Origin of the sequence: Pseudoalteromonas sp. 2CM36K, assembly GCF_023161865.1 — a bacterium.
Classification (GTDB): domain Bacteria; phylum Pseudomonadota; class Gammaproteobacteria; order Enterobacterales; family Alteromonadaceae; genus Pseudoalteromonas; species Pseudoalteromonas tetraodonis.
On the sequence record NZ_JALNTK010000023.1, the window covers coordinates 24555 to 43971 of the forward strand.

Consider the following 19417-nt stretch of genomic DNA (forward strand, 5'->3'; position numbering starts at 1 on the left):
AAACCCAAGCTATAAACACCAAGACAGCGCAATAAAATGAATAAAGAAAACTTTCAAACCCACCTTAGCACCAAACCAGCTATATTTTAACCAGACGTTTGTAACCAAGATAAATTTTTCGTTGCATTTTTAAATTAAAGCAAGCACACTGGTCTGAATATAAACTCATCGTACCAGTCTTAGTTCATCAACTAGGGAGAATAATAATGTTATATAAAAGCGATTCCTTTGAAGTTAGCTTCGTGAAGGAAAACATCGCCGAGTTTAAGTTTTGTGCTACAGGTTCTGTAAACACATTATCTCAACAAACTCTTTCAGATTGCGCGGCAGCATTAAAAGAATTAGCCGCTAACACTGATATTAAAGGCATGATTTTTACCAGTGATAAAGACCACTTTATTATTGGTGCCGATATCTTCGAATTTTTACCTACTTTTACTAAGCCTGAAGCAGAATTAGTAACGTGGATCAAAGATGCAACTGACGTTTTTGATGCAATTGAAGACTTACCATTCCCAACACTCAGTGTTATAAACGGCTTGGCGCTTGGCGGCGGCTGTGAGTGGGCACTCGCTACCGATTATCGTGTTGCAAGTGACTCAGCAAAAATGGGCTTACCAGAAGTTAAATTAGGCATAATGCCTGGTTTTGGTGGTACAGTGCGCCTTCCGCGCATTATTGGTGCCGATAACGCGATGATGTGGATCACCACAGGTAACGAAAACCGCGCTGCTGACGCCCTAAAAGTAGGTGCATTTGACGCGGTAGTTAGTGCCAACAAACTACAAGAGTCAAGTTTAGCAACACTAGAATTAGCGATTGCTGGCAAGCTAGATTGGCAAGCAAAACGCGCTGTAAAATTACAACCGCTTAAATTAAACCGTGTTGAGCAAGGCATGAGCTTTGCAATGGCAGAAGGTATGGTAATGGGTAAAACCAAAGGCCACTATCCTGCTCCAGTTATGGCCGTTCGCACTATTAAAGCAGCAGCAAACAGCTCACGCGCCGAAGCAATGGCAATTGAAAATGCCAACTTTGCAAAACTAGCACGTACTAGTGAAGCTGCTGCTCAAACGGGTATCTTTTTAGCGGATCAATACATTAAAGGTAAAGCACGTAAATTTGCTAAACACAGCGATGTAGAAATTAAACAAGCGGCAGTATTAGGCGCAGGTATTATGGGTGGCGGTATTGCATACCAGTCTGCTTATAAAGGCACACCAATCATAATGAAAGACATCCAACAGGATGCGCTAGATTTAGGTATGGGTGAAGCATCTAAACTATTAGGTGCAAAAGTGAAGCGCGGCCACATGCCGATGGAAAAAATGCTAGCAACGCTTAGCAAAATCAAACCAACGCTTAACGATGCAGACCTACAAAACGCCAACATCATTGTTGAAGCCGTAGTAGAAAACCCTAAAGTGAAGCAAGCTGTACTTGCTGATCTTGAAAAGAATATGCCGGAAGGCACGGTACTTACGTCAAACACATCGACTATTTGTATCGACCTACTTGCAGAAGCGCTTGAAAAGCCAGAAAACTTCTGTGGTATGCACTTTTTCAACCCAGTACCAAAAATGCCATTAGTTGAAATTATCCGTGGTGCAAAAACCTCAGATAAAACGATTAATGCCGTGGTTGATTACGCACTTAAACTAGGTAAATCACCGATTGTTGTTAACGATTGCCCAGGCTTTTTTGTAAACCGTGTTTTATTCCCTTACTTTGCTGGCTTTAGCAAATTAGTGGTTGAAGGCGCTAACTTTGCAAAAGTAGATAAAGTAATGGAAAACGTATTTGGCTGGCCAATGGGCCCGGCTTACCTACTTGATGTTGTAGGTATTGATACGGCTTATCATTGTACTGGCGTAATGGCAGACGGTTTCCCTGAGCGTATGGCACGTGCAGATAAAGACCCAGTGACTGTTTTTGCTAACGAAAAACGTTTTGGTCAAAAGAACAAAGCAGGTTTCTATAAGTACGAAACAGATCGTCGCGGTCGTCTTAAAAAGTCACATGACCAAACAGCGATTGAACTACTTGCACCAATTACAGACGCACCAAAAGAATTTGATAAACAAGAAATCATTGACCGTTGTATGATCCCAATGCTCAACGAAGTACTACTATGTTTACAAGAAGGCATTATTGCTTCTCCTCAAGAAGCTGATATGGCACTTGTATACGGTGTTGGTTTCCCTCCATTTAGAGGCGGCGCGTTCCGTTACTTAGATCAAACAGGTTTAGCTAACTTTGTGGCAACTGCTGACAAATACGCTCACCTAGGTGCGATTTACCAAGTATCAGAGCAAACTCGCAAGTGGGCTGAAGAAGGCCGTGTTTTCTATAAGGTGGAAGGTTAATATCATGAATAATCCAGTAATTGTAGATTGTATCCGCACACCAATGGGTCGCTCAAAAGGCGGCGTATTTAAAAACAAACGTGCGGAAGACTTAAGCGCTCATTTAATGAAAGGCTTATTAGAACGTAATCCAGCAGTTGACCCTGCGTCAATTGACGATATTTATTGGGGCTGTGTACAGCAAACATTAGAGCAAGGCTTTAACGTTGCACGTAACGCATCTCTACTTGCAGGCATTCCACATTCAGTGCCAGCAACCACAGTTAACCGTTTATGTGGCTCATCAATGCAAGCATTGCATGACGCTGCTCGCGCAATTATGACTGGCGCTGGCGACACATACCTAATTGGTGGCGTTGAGCACATGGGTCACGTACCTATGACTCACGGTAACGACTTTCACCCAGGCTTAGCTACATCAATTGCACAAGCATCTGGCTCTATGGGTTTAACTGCTGAGTACCTTGCTACTATTCACGGTATTAGCCGTGAGCAACAAGATGAGTTTGCTTACCGCTCGCATCAACGTGCACATGCTGCAACAGTTGAAGGCCGTTTCCGCCGCGAAATTTTAGCAATGGAAGGTCACGATGCTGATGGTTCACTTATTCTTGTTGAAGATGATGAAGTAATTCGTCCAGAAACAACGGTTGAAGGTTTATCGCAGCTGCGTCCAGTATTTAACCCTGCTACGGGTTCTGTTACTGCGGGCACATCTTCAGCACTTTCTGACGGCGCATCAGCCATGTTAGTAATGAGCGAAGAGAAAGCAAAAGAATTGGGCTTACCAATTCGTGCACGTATTCGCGCTATGGCTGTTGCCGGTTGCGATCCATCAATCATGGGTTACGGCCCAGTACCTGCAAGTAAAAAAGCATTAGCACAAGCCGGTATTACCATTGATGACATCGACGTAGCTGAGCTTAACGAAGCATTCGCAGCACAATCACTGCCTGTACTTAAAGACTTAGGTTTAGCAGACGTGGTTGACGAAAAAGTGAATTTAAACGGCGGCGCTATCGCACTTGGTCACCCTCTGGGTTGTTCGGGTTCACGTATTAGCACCTCGCTTATTCACTTAATGGAAGACAAAAACGCAAAATACGGTTTAGCAACTATGTGTATTGGTTTAGGCCAAGGTATAGCTACTGTATTTGAACGTGTTCAAGACTAATTAGTTTTTAACATGTAAAACCATCTTGGTGATTAAAAGGCGAACTAGCGCAAGTTAGTTCGCCTTTTTTATGCCACCCGCTTTTGCAGGTTTAAAATGAATAATGTGATCGGGTGCATTAAACTTATTTCAGATTATCTATTAATAAGTTGAGCTGTTTTGTTATACGTAAAATAGTTAACCAACAGCTTTATTTGCGCTAAACTACCCGACCTAACCAAGCCGCGACTATTTTTACAGGTAATTTTTATGAGCTTTGATAACCCCGATCACCAATTAGATGCCATCGGCCTTCGTTGCCCAGAGCCTGTGATGATGGTACGCGCTGCTATTCGTAAAATGAGTGACGGTGAAACACTGCTTATTATTGCCGACGACCCCTCAACCACCCGCGATATTCCCAGCTTTTGTACCTTTATGGATCACACGCTGGTGGCTACAGACGCCGATGAAGCACCGTATAGGTATGTGGTGAAGAAAGGGCTTGGAAACTAAGCTTTCATTATTCAAAGCTCATCAGAATGGCTTGCATAATATCTTTTTAATAGTTTATAAGTTTCGGTTAAATCTGTTTTAATTTCTAAGTTCTCAGATAAATTAAACACCAAAGCTTGGTTGAGCTTACCTAGCAAAAATGACATTAGGAAGTAGATTATTTCTTTACTAGTTTTCTTATTTAACTCACTGCTTTCATCTATGGCTAATTGCATGTATGAATCAAAACCAGAATGTGAATAGCCACATAAATAGGAGTATTGCTTTTTAAAATGATTTGGCAATGTTGTTTCTTCTAATCTACTTATTATAGATTTAGCCTGCCAACCTTTTTTTATGATACTTTTTATATGAACTTGCTCTTTGCCTAACTCCAAGCCTTTATATTCTATCATTTTCTCTAGTTTTTTAATTTCACTCTTTTCATTGCTAATTTTTTCTCTTAGCCTGTAATTAGTTATATTCTCATGATCTAGTTTTTGTCTACTTTTCAAACCAGAATACTTGTAAACTAAAAACCTAAACTCTTGCTCCCCCAGCTTCTCTTTTCCTTCAAACCAAAATAATGATGCGAGAGTTATATATATTTCTAGTGCACTTCTTAATAATACTTTTGCTGATGCATGATCTACTTGGTTACTATTTTCAACAGCTTCGAAAGATGTACCGTCTAAGAGAATGGATATACAATTGCAATGATTTAGTAATTTCTTGATCGAAAGGTAAAGTACCCTTCCTGCTTCTGAATCTTGATAATAAGCACTATATGTTTCTTGATATAAAAGAACAGCTTCATTTAATACATTTTGAAACTCACTTTTAGTTATATATTCAAATTGTTTATCTTCCACAAAACATCCTTGTCACAAATCTATCCACTCACTCGGGCAGCTAAAAGCTGACAGCTCTTAACTAACAGCTATTTCTTATTAATCGTCACTTTCGGCTCATCGTAGTCACTAAAATCAATGCTGACTATGTACGACCCTTTGATTGCGGGTGTGTAACTAAAGTAGTTGTAAATAGTGCTGCAATCGGCGCGTGTTGATTGGCCAAGTGTTAGGCTTTGTCCTGATGGCTGCGAATCGCTATAGCCACAGTTAAAACCTTCACTAAAATCTGCATCGGCTATTTTAAATTCGTACACTTTGCCAGGGGTCGAAAACCTAACTTGGGCTTGATAAAGCGCAGGGCCGACTTGTTTAAATTGGTATTGAGGTTCTGCATCCCATAATGTGAAATCCCCTCTTAAATAAATACTGCGATCCAATTCTTGCTGCGGCAACACGTCGTTAATCGAAATTTGGCTGGTACAGGCCGTAAGTAAACCAGCCATTGCTAACGTTAAAATTCGTTTTATAGAGATCATCATTTGTATCCTTTGCATACAGTGAATACTAAAAAGCCAGCATTATGCTGGCTTTTTTAATAGCTGTTAGCTGTTATTTTTGTAATACAGAAATATCTGCAATTTCTAAAAATAACCCACTTAACTGACTTAAAAGCGCAAGGCGGTTTTGCTTAACCGCTTCATCGTCGGCCATTACCATGACATTGTCAAAAAAGTTATCAACACTGTCACGAATGCCTGCTAATTGGCTTAATGCCTCTTGGTAGTTTCCATCGCTGTACAGTGGTGCTAAATCAGTGGCAAATTTTGCAACTTGCGCAGCCAATACTTTTTCTGCATCATCACTTAATAAGCTCTGATCAACATTACCTTGCGTTGTAATGTTGTTTTTAGCCAAAATGTTACTTACACGCTTATTAGCGGCTGCAAGCGACTCTGCGGCGTCTAACGTACGGAAATGGCTTACGGCTTTAACTCGGCGATCAAAATCAACAGGCTTCGTTGGACGGCGCGCAAGTACCGCTTGAATTACATCTACCTCAATGCCTTCATCTTGATACCAAGCACGGAAACGCCCTAGCATAAATTCGAATACATCGGTTGATACATTTAGGTTAGTCAGCTTTTCACCAAACAAGGTTTGTGATTTAGCAACCAGGTCTAAAATATCAAGTGGTAGCTGCTTTTCTACCATGATACGTAATGCACCAATGGCCGCACGACGAAGTGCAAATGGGTCTTTATCACCTTTTGGTGCTTGGCCTATACCAAAAATACCCACCAGCGTGTCAAACTTATCTGCAATAGCCACTGCACAGCTGATCAAACTCGATGGTAAGTTATCGCCGGCAAAGCGTGGCATGTACTGCTCGTTTTGCGCAACAGCGACATCTTCAGCTTCACCGTCATGACGTGCGTAATGCATTCCCATTACACCTTGTACGTCGGTAAATTCCATCACCATTTCGGTCATTAAATCGGTTTTACTTAATAAGCCAGCACGCGCTGCTAGTGCTTTATCTGCACCGAGTTGCTCTGCAATGTAACCGGCAAGTTCACTGATACGCTGTGACTTATCTTTAAGTGTGCCTAACTGCTTTTGGAATAAAACGCTGTCTAGCGACTCAAGTCGGCTTTCAAGTGTTTTCTTTTTATCTGTTTCAAAGAAGAACTGCGCATCAGCTAAACGCGGGCGCACTACTTTTTCGTTACCAGAAATAACCACACTTGGATCTTTACTTTCGATGTTAGAAACAAACAAAAACTTATTTAAAAGTTTGCCGTTTTGATCTAATAACGGAAAGTATTTTTGATCGTCTTTCATGGTGTAAATAAGCGCTTCGGCTGGCACATCTAAAAATGCTTCTTCAAATGTAGCTGTTAGCGTTACTGGCCATTCAACCAATGAAGTAACTTCTTCAAGTAAATCTTCATCCATAGCAACTACCGCATTAACTGCTTTTGCTGCGCCTTCTATTTGCGCACGAATTTGTGCTTTACGCTGTTCGTAGTCAGCTATCACGTAAGCTGATTTAAGTACGTCAAACACATCATCAGCATGGTTAATGCTAATTTTTTCTGGATGATGAAAACGATGGCCTTGCAGTTGATTGCTCACTTGCTTACCCAGTATCTCACCTTCTATTAGCTCACTACCCAGTAAAATAGTTACTGTATGCACAGGGCGAATAAATTGTGTTTTATTCGAGCCCCAACGCATTGGTTTAGGAATAGGTAATTTAGCAAGCGCTTTACTAATTGCATCAGCCATTAGTAATTTGGTTTCTTGCCCTGCAACTTTAGCAATGTGCAATAACCATGCGCCTTTATCTGTTTCTAGTGTTTGCGCATCTTTTACTTCAATCCCACAACCACGAGCCCAACCCATGGCTGCTTTGGTTGGTTTACCTTCAGCATCAAATGCTGCTTTAGTTGCAGGGCCACGTTTTTCAACTTCTTTGTCTTGTTGTTTAGCTTCAAGTGCTTTTACTTGTAAACCTAAACGACGAGGCGATGCATACCAGCTCACACCTTGGTGACCTAGTTCTAGGCTTTCTAATTCTGCTGTTAAGTTTGCAGCAAAGGCTTCGGCTAATTTTCGAAGTGATTTTGGTGGCAACTCTTCGGTGCCAATTTCTACTAATAAATTTTCTGCTGACATGCTTACTTATCCTTACACAGCGGGAAACCAAGCGCTTCACGTGCATCGTAATAACTTTGTGCACACGCTTTTGATAATGCACGAACGCGTAAAATGTAACGTTGACGCTCGGTTACTGAAATAGCATGGCGTGCGTCTAATAAGTTAAATGCGTGCGATGCTTTCATTACTTGCTCGTAGGCAGGTAATGGTAAGTTTGCTTCAATTAGCTTTTGGCTCTCAGCTTCACATTTATCGAACTGTGCAAATAAGTCTTCTACGTTTGCATGTTCAAAATTATAAGTAGACTGCTCTACTTCGTTTTGATGGAATACATCACCGTAGGTTACGCGCCCTAATGGACCGTCTGCCCATACTAAGTCGTAAATGCTATCTACGCCTTGAATATACATTGCTAAACGCTCTAGGCCGTAGGTAATTTCACCTGTGACCGGTGAGCATTCTAAGCCGCCCACCTGCTGGAAGTAGGTAAACTGGGTTACCTCCATGCCATTTAACCAAATTTCCCAGCCCAGTCCCCATGCACCCAGCGTTGGTGATTCCCAGTTATCTTCTACAAAGCGCACTTCGTGAGTGAGGGTATCAATACCCATCGCCGCTAAAGAGCCTAAATAAAGCTCTTGGATATTATCTGGAGATGGCTTTAACACAACTTGGAATTGGTAGTAATGTTGTAAGCGGTTTGGGTTTTCACCGTAACGACCATCGGTAGGACGACGACACGGTTGAACGTATGCGCTCGACATTGGCTCTGGGCCAATTGATTTTAAAAATGTTTGTGGGTGAAATGTCCCTGCGCCCACTTCCATGTCAAGTGGTTGAATAATGACACAGCCTTGCTGTGCCCAATAATCCTGTAAAGCCAGGATCAAACCTTGAAAGGTTTTAACGTCATATTTTTGCATATTTGGCTTTTTACTATCTGAGAAGTAGCGTGAAAATTACCCTCAGTATACCTTGTGCACACTCAGGTTTTAAGCAGTTTGTGCGTTTGAAAAAATAAAAAAGGAGCCTAAGGCTCCTTTTTTGTGATTACGATAATGTTTTATACGTCTAAGTTAACCACACGCAGTGCGTTCGTTTCAATAAACTCTCGACGCGGCTCTACTTGATCGCCCATTAACGTAGCAAACAATTGATCCGCTGCAACAGCATCTTCAATCGTCACTTGCAACATACGGCGTGCGCTTGGATCCATGGTGGTTTCCCAAAGTTGATCTGGGTTCATTTCACCTAGTCCTTTATAGCGTTGAATGTAGATCCCACGCTTAGACTCTGCGATCAACCATTCCAATGCATCCACAAAGTTATCAACAGGTTTTGTTTTTTCACCACGTTGGATATATGCACCTTCTGTGATGATATTAGCAATATTTTTACCTGTTAGAGCAATGCGTTGGTAGTCTCTTGATGTAATAAAGTCATAATGAAGAACGTGCGCTTTATCCACACCATGCTGACGAATATTCACAACTGGATAATACAGGTTGCGCTCTGTATCGTGCTCAGTTCCGGCATGGAAAATAGTTGCATCTTCATCACGTTCAATTAAGTCATCAACCAGCTCTTTAGTCCAAGCAATTACCTTAGCTTCGTCTGAAAGGTCTTCTTTTTTCAGTTCACTTTGGTAAATCAAACGGTTCATAACTGTATTCGGATACTTACGCTTTAAGCGCTCGATAACTTTAACCGTGTTTTGATAATCGTGAACAATCGATTCTAATGCTTCACCATCAACCGCCTCTGCGCTATCACTGGTATACAATGCTGCATTGCTTAGCGCTAACGATGTAAGGTAATCAACTAATGCTGGATCATCTTTAATATAGCGCTCTTGCTTGCCTTTTTTCACTTTATAAAGTGGAGGCTGAGCAATATAAATGTAACCACGTTCAACAATTTCCGGCATTTGACGGTAAAAGAATGTTAGTAGCAAGGTACGAATGTGAGAACCATCCACGTCGGCATCGGTCATGATTATGATACGGTGGTAACGTAGTTTTTCAGGGTTATATTCGTCACGGCCAATACCACAACCTAGTGCAGTAATTAGCGTTGCCACTTCTTGCGAAGATAGCATTTTATCAAAACGTGCTTTTTCTACGTTTAAGATTTTACCTTTAAGCGGAAGAATCGCTTGATTCTTACGGTTACGACCCTGCTTGGCTGAACCGCCAGCTGAGTCACCCTCCACTATGTATAGTTCAGATTGAGCTGGATCTTTTTCTTGGCAATCAGCTAATTTACCTGGTAAACCAGCTAAGTCCATAGCGCCTTTACGACGTGTCATTTCTCGTGCTTTACGCGCTGCTTCACGGGCGCGTGCTGCATCAATAATTTTGCCAACAACAATTTTTGCATCCAATGGGTTTTCCAATAAAAACTCAGTGAATTTTTCAGCCATTGCTTGCTCAACTGCCGACTTAACTTCGCTAGAAACTAGCTTGTCTTTTGTTTGCGATGAGAACTTTGGATCAGGTACTTTAACACTCACAACTGCAGTTAAGCCTTCACGCGCATCATCGCCCGTTGCATTACTGGTTGTTTTAGCTTTTTTGTTAAAGCCTTCTTTTTCCATGTAGTTATTAAGCGTACGCGTTAGCGCCGATCTAAAACCAGCTAAGTGAGTACCACCATCACGTTGAGGAATATTATTTGTGAAACAGTAAATGTTTTCTTGGAATGCATCATTCCACTGCATTGATACTTCTACACTAATACCATCTTCTTCACGTTCGTGAGTAAAATGGAATACCCCTTTATGCACTGGTGTTTTATTGCGGTTTAGGTATTCAACGAATGCTCTGATACCGCCTTCGTACTTAAAGTGGTCGCTTTTATTTTCCTCGCGCTCATCGCTTAATATGATACTTACACCTGAATTCAAAAACGACAACTCGCGTAAACGCTTTGCCAAAATATCATAATGAAAATCAAGGTTAGTGAACGTTTCGCCACTTGGCCAAAAACGAATTTCAGTACCATTTGTTTCAGAATCACCTATTACAGCTAGAGGTGCATCAGGTACACCCATAGTGTAAAACTGCTCATGAAGTTTACCTTCACGACGAATGGTTAGTTTTAACTTTTCTGATAATGCATTTACTACCGATACACCAACACCGTGTAAGCCACCTGATACTTTATAAGAGTTATCATCAAACTTACCACCGGCGTGTAGCACCGTCATAATTACTTCAGCTGCAGATACACCTTCTTCTTCATGTATAGAAGTAGGAATACCACGGCCGTTATCTCTTACAGATACCGAACCGTCTAAGTGAATAGTGACATAAATATCATCGCAGTGACCCGCCAAGGCCTCATCGATAGAGTTATCAACGACCTCAAACACCATGTGGTGTAAGCCCGTACCATCATCGGTGTCCCCTATATACATACCAGGACGCTTTCTTACTGCATCTAATCCTTTAAGTACTTTAATACTCGACGAATCATAATTCTCAGACATGGTTAATCCCACTTATCTTGTTATTAGGTTGCCATGTTTCACGTGGAACATTTTTAGTTCTCGTTGCATGGGTTCCACCACAGCAGAAATACTTTCAGATAAAATTGAAGAAATAAATATTTGAGAACTACAGTGAGTCAATAACTGGCCCACTTTCTCTTTTGTATCTTCGCTTAGTTCTGAAGGTAGATCATCTATTAGCAATATAGATTGCTTATCTGTCTCTGACTCAATTAAACTATTTTGCGTTACTTTTAACGCATACAACAATAACTTTAATTGCCCGCGTGAGAATACATTCTCAACACTGCTGCCAGCGACACTAAAACTAAAATCAGCCTTATGAGGGCCTTTACTTGTAAAGCCTTGGCGAGCATCTCGCTCAAAACATTGCTCTAACGCATCACAAAGAGATTCACTCTCTTTCCAGCCCGCATTGAAGCTAATTTCTAAATCGCGTATTAGCGTTAATTCTGCACACATTTTATCAAAAAATTGCTGCTTAAACCTAGTTATATAAGCGATTCTTAATTTATTTATTTGTTCTGCCAGTCTAACAAATTCTTTGTCCCAAAACTTGATTTGGTCAAAATAATTCTTAGGCTTAGATTTTAATAAGGCGTTGCGTTGTTTAAGCACTTTATTAAACGATTGCCATAAGAAAAAAAACTCATGTTCCACGTGGAACAAACCTAAGTCTAAAAACTTTCTGCGCTCCTTAGGACCGCCAAAAAATAGTGAGTAGCTTTCTGGTGTTATTATTTGTACCGGCATTAACTGGGCAAGTTCAGATACTTTTCGACTCGCCTTACCTTGTATTTTTAAATTGGTTTCACCCGCTTGGGTTTTACTAATACCAATAGGGATAGATAAATCGTATAACGCTTTGCGGCCATGAATAACAAACTGATCTTGATGATGAGCTATGATGCTTTTATGTTTAGAGGTTCGAAAAGATTTGCCGTGAGAAAGGTAATAAATAGCCTCTAAAAGGCTGGTTTTTCCGCTGCCGTTTTCACCATATATTATATTAACGCCATTAACTGGTTCTAGCGTCAGTGCCTCAATATTACGAAAATATTTGAGGCTCAAATGACTTAAGCTCATTATGTATATATGATCTTATAAACGCATTGGCATAACAACGTACATAGCTTCTTCATCGCCAGCACCTTCTATAAGTGCACTGCTATTTGAATCGGCAAGCGTAAATAATACATCTTCGGTTTTTAATGTATTTAGTACATCTAATACGTAAGACACATTAAAGCCTATTTCTAGGTCATCACCCTCGTACATTATTTCAACCACTTCTTCAGCTTGCTCTTGCTCTGGGTTGTTGGCTGTAATTTTTAATAAACCGTTTGATAAATTTAAACGCACACCACGAAACTTTTCGTTCGATAAAATAGACACACGCTGAAACGCATTACGAAGCCATTCACGATTCGCAGTAATTACTTTATCGCCACCTCGAGGTAAAACACGACGGTAGTCAGGGAATCGACCATCAACTAATTTACTTGTAAAGGTAAATTCAATATCAATAATACGAATGTGGTTAGCACCAAACTGAATAGTGACTAACTCTTGGTCGGCCACCATTAAGCGCATAATTTCTTGCACGCCTTTGCGCGGTATAATTAATTGGCGCTGTGTATTTAATGACTGACCTAGTTGCTTTTGTGCAATCGCTAAACGGTGCCCATCAGTGGCAACTGTCTTTATATCGCTGTTATCAACTTCAAACGACATGCCGTTTAAATAATAACGCACATCTTGGTTTGCCATTGAAAAGTGCGTGCTTTCAAGTAATTTACGTAACTCTAAACGCGTTAGTTGAAATTCAACTTCACCATCCCACTGCTCTAAATTAGGAAAATCTTCAGCAGCTAAAGTGGTCAGTGAAAAACGACTTTTACCACTGGTTAAAAGTAGCTGATGGTCTTGCAAGCTTAAAGTAAGATCAGACCCATCCGGTAAACTTTTACAAATATCGAGTAACTTTTTAGCTGGTAATGTGAGTTTAGTATCGGCAACATCATCCCCTACAAATACACTCGCCACTAATTCAATTTCAAGGTCGGTCCCTGTCATTGAAAGCTGGCCATTCTCTACCACGAGTAATACGTTAGATAAAATAGGTAACGTATGCTTACGCTCTATGGCACCCGATACTTGCACCAATGGTTTTAAAAATTGTTCTCTTGATATTGTTATTTGCATAATAAAGTCAGCCCTAAGATGACAATGTTCTTATTAAATTTTGGTAATCTTCTTTAATCTCGTGGCTTTCGTCACGTAGTGATTTAACTTTGCGACACGCGTGCAATACTGTTGTATGGTCGCGTCCACCAAAGGCATCCCCAATCTCAGGTAAGCTATGATTAGTGAGTTCTTTAGAGAGTGCCATGGCAACTTGGCGAGGCCTTGCTATAGAGCGGCTACGGCGCTTAGACAGCAAATCAGACACACGTATTCTATAGTATTCTGCAACCGTACGTTGAATGTTATCTATGGTGACTAGTTTGTCTTGCAGCGCCAATAAATCACGCAGTGCTTCTTTTACAAAGTCGATAGAAATTGGGCGACCGGTAAAGTTTGCGTTAGCAATTACACGGTTTAATGCACCTTCAAGCTCACGTACGTTTGAGCGTAATTTTTTAGCAATAAAAAATGCCACTTCATGTGGTAAATTAATTTTACTTTGCTGGGCTTTTTTCATCAAAATGGCAACGCGTGTTTCAAGCTCTGGCGGCTCAATCGCGATAGTTAATCCCCAACCAAAACGAGATTTAAGGCGATCTTCAACCCCTTCTATCTCTTTAGGATAACGGTCAGAGGTTAAAATAATTTGCTGGTTACCTTCTAATAATGCATTAAAGGTATGAAAGAACTCTTCTTGTGAACGTTCTTTATTAGCAAAAAACTGAATGTCATCAATCATGAGTGCATCAACACTGCGGTAATAACGCTTAAATTCTTCAATCGCATTATTTTGCAGTGCTTTAACCATGTCTTGCACAAAGCGTTCTGAATGCATGTAGACAATTTTAGCATCTGGCTTATTGGCCATAATACCGTTGCCTACCGCATGTAATAAATGCGTTTTACCTAAGCCCGTACCACCGTAAATAAAAACAGGGTTAAATGCAGAGCCAGGATTATCAGCTACCTGAGTGGCAGCCGCTTTTGCTAATTGGTTAGATTTACCCTCAACAAAACTGTCAAAGGTATAGTTTTCTTTAATATTTGATTTATAACCCGATTTAGGAGCGGGCTCAACAACTGGTTTTTGTTCTCGTGGTTGTTGTTTTACCGTTGCTTGCGTACTTGGTGCTGATTGTGTTTCAACTACCGGCGCAGCTTGTGCATTTAATAGCGGCTTGCTGCCTACATCAAAGCGTAACTCTGGTGCTTCTACACCACAAATTTCAACCAGTAACTCATTTATTCTATTTAGGTATTTTTCTCTTACCCAATCAAGTACGAAACGATTAGGCGCATAAATCGTCAAGGTATCTTCGGTACTTTCTGCTTGAAGTGGTCTGACCCACATACTAAATTGCTGCGAAGGCAATTCATCTTGCAATACATATAAACAACTTTGCCAAACCGACAGATACACAGTAAAACTCCCAGAGATATAATTTTTATTCCCGCACATCAATAATGATTCAAAAATCACACCTGTATTGCGTTTAAATGGCTCAATAAGCAGCCCAAGACCGACTATTATGAATGCACTTTATCCACAAGTAAAAGATTGATTTTTGTAAAATTGTTGATATCGATGTATAAACATAATAACAGACTGATTTAAATAGCTTTTTATTTTAAAGCTTGATTAGAGATCATAACAAAACTGGCAGCAGATCGCGACCACAATTTACGATCTAATTTACTTTTCCCATGCTTTTATTCACTTTTTATACAGGGGCTGTGGAAAACTTCTTATTTATGATGATCCTATCGGATCATCAAAATTGATCATAAATAAACATGCTTTACGCACTCTATTATGATTGACTTTTCGTCACTTCATCTATAATATCTCGCGCTCGCAATGGCACCTGTGCCAGGATCGCGACCTGCATAGGATGTTTTAACTTTAACCGATCGGATGAGATTGTTATGAAAAGAACTTTTCAACCTAGCGTTTTAAAACGCAAACGTACACACGGTTTCCGTGCTCGTATGGCAACTGTAAATGGCCGTAAAGTATTAGCTCGTCGCCGTGCTAAAGGCCGCAAAGTTCTTTCTGCTTAATTTATAAGTGGAAGACTTTAGCTTTGGCAGGGAGTTACGTCTGTTAACTCCCTCGCATTACTCTCGCATATTTAACGAACCCGCTCGGGCTGCAACTCCTTTCTTTACCTTATTAGCAAAACCAAATGACCAGTCTAAACCTCGGTTAGGCCTTACTGTTGCTAAAAAACGTGTAAAAAAGGCATGTCAACGAAACCGTATTAAACGTCTTGCTCGCGAAAGTTTTCGTTTAAACCAACATACTCTCGATAATATAGATATTGTGTTGATGGTAAAAAGTGGCATTGATGAACAGTCCAATGAAGAATTAACCAAACAACTAACAAAGTTGTGGCGTAAAATTAATGAACGCTGCAAACCCGGTGCCCCTAAACCGCCACCATTTAAAAAACGCCCAAACAAATCAGCTAAATCGACTAAACAAACCCAATAGCAATAGAATTACAGGGTTAATTAAGGTATCTTTAGCTCACCTTTTAATCATGCGTTTAAAATCTTAAAGTAAGTCTTTAAATACATGGTATCTATTCACTAAACATAACGTAGGGGCATGTACAACATGAGGTTACTTAAACCACTTGCTGCGTTACCAACACGTTGTTTAGTTTTATTTATCCGCGGTTATCAAAAGTGGATTAGCCCGCTATTGGGTCCGCATTGTCGTTTTAATCCAACCTGTTCTAGCTACGCTATTCAAGCAATTAATTTGCATGGTGCAGTAAAAGGCAGTTGGCTCGCAGTTAAACGCATATTAAAATGCCATCCTTTACATTCAGGTGGAGACGACCCCGTTCCTGAAAAATTAACCCGTATTAACCACCAACACGAGAAATAAGAGCTGTTATGGAATCGCAACGCACGTTTTTATTCATCGGCCTAATGCTAGTGTCGTTTTTATTATTTCAAGAATGGAATAATGACTACAACACGCCAAAAGCCGATCCTAGTGCCACTACACAAACACTAAAAGCAAACTCACCGGAATCAGATGATTATGTTCCAGCTTCATCAGACTCAGGTTTACCTGCTTCAACTACTTTAGCTAAACGCTCAGTCATTGATATTACAACTGACGTGTTCAAAGTTAAAATTGACACCAAAGGCGGTGACATTGTTGAAACAAACTTAATTAATTATAAAGAAACCAAAGGCAGTGATGTTCCTTACATGCTACTTGGTGAGTTTGATGGTAAACAATACTTTTCACAAAGTGGTTTAATAGGTTTAAATGGCCCAGATGCATCTGCAAATGGTCGTCCTACTTACCAATCAGAGCAAACCTCTTACACCTTAACAGGTGATGAGCTTCGCGTTCCACTGCAATTTACCGACAGCAACGGTGTAAGCTTTACTAAGACTTATGTATTCAAAAAGGGTCAGTATGATGTTGGCTTAGAATATAAAGTTAACAACACCACCAGCGCGCCTGTACAAGTACAGCTTTACACACAAATAAAGCGTACCGTACAAGAAAAAGGCAGCATGGTTGATCAAAACTATTTAGGGGCTGCATACGGTACAGATGAGGAACCATACGAAAAGTATAGTTTTTCAGATATGGCCGATAAAAACCTAAACATTAATACCCAAGGTGGTTACGTTGCCTTTATTCAGCATTACTTTGTAAGTGCTTGGGTACCAATGCAAGATCAAGCGAATACACTTTATAGTTTAATCACTAAAAGTAACGCAGCTATTATTGGTGTTAAAGACGAAGCGGTAAATGTTCAAGTTGGTAGTGAACAAGTACTTACTGCAACTTATTACATGGGCCCTAAAGAGTCAGACAAACTTGAAGCGATTCACACTGACCTAGACTTAACCGTTGATTACGGTTGGTTATGGTTTATCTCTCAGCCGTTATTTGTACTATTAAAATGGTTACACAGCATTTTAGGTAACTGGGGTGTAGCAATTATTGCCATCACTATTATCGTTAAAACTTTAATGTATCCACTGACTAAAGCACAGTACACCTCAATGGCTAAAATGCGTGCGTTACAGCCTAAGATGAAGGCGCTAAAAGAAAAGTATGGCGATGATCGTCAAAAATTCGGCCAAGCGACCATGGAAATGTACCGTAAAGAAAAAGTAAACCCTATGGGTGGCTGTTTCCCTATTTTACTCCAAATGCCAATCTTCTTAGCCTTGTTCTATGTATTCTTAGAGTCTACAGAACTTCGTCACGCTGAATTTGTACTTTGGCTAACTGACCTTTCTGCAAAAGACCCATACTACGTATTACCAATCTTATTTGGTGCGAGTATGTTTATAACGCAAAAACTACAACCTATGACGGTTACCGATCCAATGCAGCAAAAAATGATGACCTTTATGCCGGTTATCTTCTCTGTGTTCTTCTTATGGTTCCCATCTGGTTTAGTACTTTACTGGTTAGTGTCTAACCTTATTTCTATTGTCCAGATGTTGATCATCTACCGTGGCATGGAAAAAAAAGGAATTAAAGTAAGGGGCGATTAAACTCCCTACTTATATAAAGGCGACTTAGGTCGCCTTTTTTATTGTCAATTTTTTATAACAGCATTCGCGAGTGCCTATTTGATAGGTTACAATACCGCCATTACGTTATTTAAGTTGGCAAATAAACCGCATGATCAATCACGATACAATTGCAGCACAAGCCACTGCCCCAGGCCGAGGCGGTGTTGGTATTATTCGCGTTTCAGGAAACCTAGCCAAACAGGTTGCTGAAAAAATAATAGGCAAAGTCCCTAAAGTTCGTTATGCCGACTATGTGCCATTTAACACCCTTGCAGGTCAGCAACTTGACCAAGGTATTGCGATTTACTTTGCTGGCCCAAACTCATTTACCGGTGAAGATGTACTCGAACTTCAAGGCCATGGTGGCCCTGTTGTCCTTGATATGCTACTTAAAGAAATAAGTAAAATAGACGGTGTACGTTTAGCAAAGCCTGGTGAATTCTCTGAGCGTGCGTTTATGAACGACAAGCTTGATTTAACTCAAGCAGAAGCAATCGCCGACTTAATTAATGCAACCAGTGAGCAAGCAGCTAAAAGCGCCCTACAGTCACTTCAAGGCCAATTCTCTAAGCACATAGAAACCCTAGTAGAAAAAGTCATTCACTTACGTATGTATGTGGAAGCAGCTATTGATTTTCCTGACGAAGAAATCGATTTTTTATCAGACGGAAAAGTGGGCGGTGATTTAAATGCCATTATTGAGCAGCTTAATGCCGTAACCAATCAAGCCAAACAAGGCAGCATAATGCGCGAGGGTATGCGCGTCGTAATTGCTGGTCGCCCTAATGCAGGTAAATCAAGCTTACTTAATGCATTAGCAGGACGAGAAGCGGCCATCGTAACAGAAATAGCAGGCACCACTCGAGACGTACTACGTGAGCATATACATATAGATGGTATGCCACTACATATAATCGACACCGCAGGCCTGCGTGAAAGCCCAGATCGCGTTGAACAAATAGGTATTGAACGAGCCTGGGATGAAATAAACCAAGCCGATCGGGTATTATTTATGCTTGATGGCACCGATACAACCGATACCGACCCTCATGCTATTTGGCCAGAATTTATGGCTAAGTTACCCCAAGGTATGGGCGTGACCGTGATCAGAAACAAAGCCGATTTATCAGGTGATGTAGTCGGTATGGATCAAAAGCAACAATATCCGGTCATCAGTTTAAGTGCTAAAAATGCTGACGGTATAGAACTTGTGCGTGAGCACTTAAAAGCCTGTATTGGTTTTGATGGGGCCACAGAGGGTGGATTTATGGCGCGTCGTCGTCACTTAGATGCCCTTGAGCATGCAGCCTACCACTTAGATACCGGTAAAACACAATTAGAAATGCATGTGGCCGGTGAAATTTTGGCTGAAGAACTGCGTTTAACGCAGCAGTATCTTAACGAAATAACTGGTGAATTTACCTCAGATGATCTACTTGGCAAAATATTTAGCTCGTTCTGTATCGGTAAATAACAAGGTAAACTAAAGGAAACAAACATCCAACTTAAGTTAAAAAACCTAATTTATTCATACATTTAATAACTTTTTTATCTTTCAATAGTTTCCTTTAGTTTCATAATATGGGTCTTGAACGGCCCACCTACTTCTTTGATGTGGGCCACTATT

The 19417-nt window shown here is 40.5% G+C and carries 16 protein-coding genes; 8 read left to right on the forward strand and 8 right to left on the reverse strand.

The window, feature by feature from the left end:
• Positions 1–206 precede the first annotated feature (206 nt).
• The 3 genes from fadB (at position 207) to tusA (ending at position 4035) form a co-directional block, all read left to right on the forward strand.
• Positions 207–2366, forward strand: a complete 2160-nt coding sequence (gene fadB, locus MTN97_RS14360; RefSeq protein WP_248474688.1) for a fatty acid oxidation complex subunit alpha FadB — start codon at positions 207–209, stop codon at positions 2364–2366.
• A 4-nt stretch (positions 2367–2370) separates the two neighbouring features.
• Positions 2371–3540, forward strand: coding sequence for an acetyl-CoA C-acyltransferase FadA (fadA, locus tag MTN97_RS14365; protein WP_010392722.1), 1170 nt, complete (start codon positions 2371–2373; stop codon positions 3538–3540).
• Positions 3541–3789: 249 nt separating this feature from the next.
• Positions 3790–4035 (forward strand): sulfurtransferase TusA, encoded by a 246-nt coding sequence (gene tusA, locus MTN97_RS14370; RefSeq protein ID WP_248474689.1) that lies wholly within the window; start codon positions 3790–3792, stop codon positions 4033–4035.
• A gap of 11 nt (positions 4036–4046) precedes the next feature.
• Here the strand turns inward: tusA and MTN97_RS14375 are convergent, their stop codons facing one another.
• The 8 genes from MTN97_RS14375 to dnaA form a co-directional block, all read right to left on the reverse strand.
• Positions 4047–4886: a DUF5677 domain-containing protein gene (locus MTN97_RS14375; RefSeq protein WP_248474690.1), complete on the reverse strand. Its 840-nt coding sequence runs from the start codon at positions 4884–4886 to the stop codon at positions 4047–4049.
• A 68-nt stretch (positions 4887–4954) separates the two neighbouring features.
• Positions 4955–5404, reverse strand: coding sequence for a hypothetical protein (locus MTN97_RS14380; RefSeq protein WP_248474704.1), 450 nt, complete (start codon positions 5402–5404; stop codon positions 4955–4957).
• 73 nt (positions 5405–5477) lie between these two features.
• Positions 5478–7547: a glycine--tRNA ligase subunit beta gene (gene glyS / locus MTN97_RS14385; protein ID WP_248474691.1), complete on the reverse strand. Its 2070-nt coding sequence runs from the start codon at positions 7545–7547 to the stop codon at positions 5478–5480.
• Positions 7548–7549: 2 nt separating this feature from the next.
• The gene (gene glyQ, locus MTN97_RS14390) at positions 7550–8452 is read right to left on the reverse strand and encodes a glycine--tRNA ligase subunit alpha (RefSeq protein WP_013463645.1); all 903 of its coding nucleotides are present in this window, start codon (positions 8450–8452) and stop codon (positions 7550–7552) included.
• Positions 8453–8592: 140 nt separating this feature from the next.
• Positions 8593–11019, reverse strand: a complete 2427-nt coding sequence (gyrB, locus tag MTN97_RS14395; RefSeq protein WP_036980730.1) for a DNA topoisomerase (ATP-hydrolyzing) subunit B — start codon at positions 11017–11019, stop codon at positions 8593–8595.
• Between the two features lie 12 nt (positions 11020–11031).
• On the reverse strand, positions 11032–12126 hold the full coding sequence (recF, locus tag MTN97_RS14400; RefSeq protein WP_069438507.1) for a DNA replication/repair protein RecF: 1095 nt from the start codon (positions 12124–12126) through the stop codon (positions 11032–11034).
• A gap of 15 nt (positions 12127–12141) precedes the next feature.
• A complete protein-coding gene (gene dnaN / locus MTN97_RS14405; RefSeq protein ID WP_036980725.1) occupies positions 12142–13245 on the reverse strand; it encodes a DNA polymerase III subunit beta in 1104 nt (367 codons plus the stop codon).
• Positions 13246–13258: 13 nt separating this feature from the next.
• Positions 13259–14647: a chromosomal replication initiator protein DnaA gene (gene dnaA, locus MTN97_RS14410; RefSeq protein ID WP_036980723.1), complete on the reverse strand. Its 1389-nt coding sequence runs from the start codon at positions 14645–14647 to the stop codon at positions 13259–13261.
• 506 nt (positions 14648–15153) lie between these two features.
• On the opposite strand from dnaA, the gene rpmH reads away from it, so the two are divergent.
• From rpmH to mnmE, 5 genes are all read left to right on the forward strand, one after another.
• Positions 15154–15288 carry a 50S ribosomal protein L34 gene (rpmH, locus tag MTN97_RS14415; RefSeq protein WP_008112968.1) on the forward strand — a complete coding sequence of 45 codons (135 nt, stop codon included), beginning with the start codon at positions 15154–15156 and terminating at the stop codon, positions 15286–15288.
• Positions 15289–15295: 7 nt separating this feature from the next.
• On the forward strand, positions 15296–15721 hold the full coding sequence (gene rnpA / locus MTN97_RS14420) for a ribonuclease P protein component (RefSeq protein ID WP_248474692.1): 426 nt from the start codon (positions 15296–15298) through the stop codon (positions 15719–15721).
• 126 nt (positions 15722–15847) lie between these two features.
• A complete protein-coding gene (gene yidD, locus MTN97_RS14425; protein WP_008467044.1) occupies positions 15848–16123 on the forward strand; it encodes a membrane protein insertion efficiency factor YidD in 276 nt (91 codons plus the stop codon).
• A gap of 8 nt (positions 16124–16131) precedes the next feature.
• On the forward strand, positions 16132–17769 hold the full coding sequence (yidC, locus tag MTN97_RS14430; protein WP_248474693.1) for a membrane protein insertase YidC: 1638 nt from the start codon (positions 16132–16134) through the stop codon (positions 17767–17769).
• A 130-nt stretch (positions 17770–17899) separates the two neighbouring features.
• Positions 17900–19264 (forward strand): tRNA uridine-5-carboxymethylaminomethyl(34) synthesis GTPase MnmE, encoded by a 1365-nt coding sequence (mnmE, locus tag MTN97_RS14435; protein WP_138626202.1) that lies wholly within the window; start codon positions 17900–17902, stop codon positions 19262–19264.
• Positions 19265–19417: the final 153 nt, after the last annotated feature.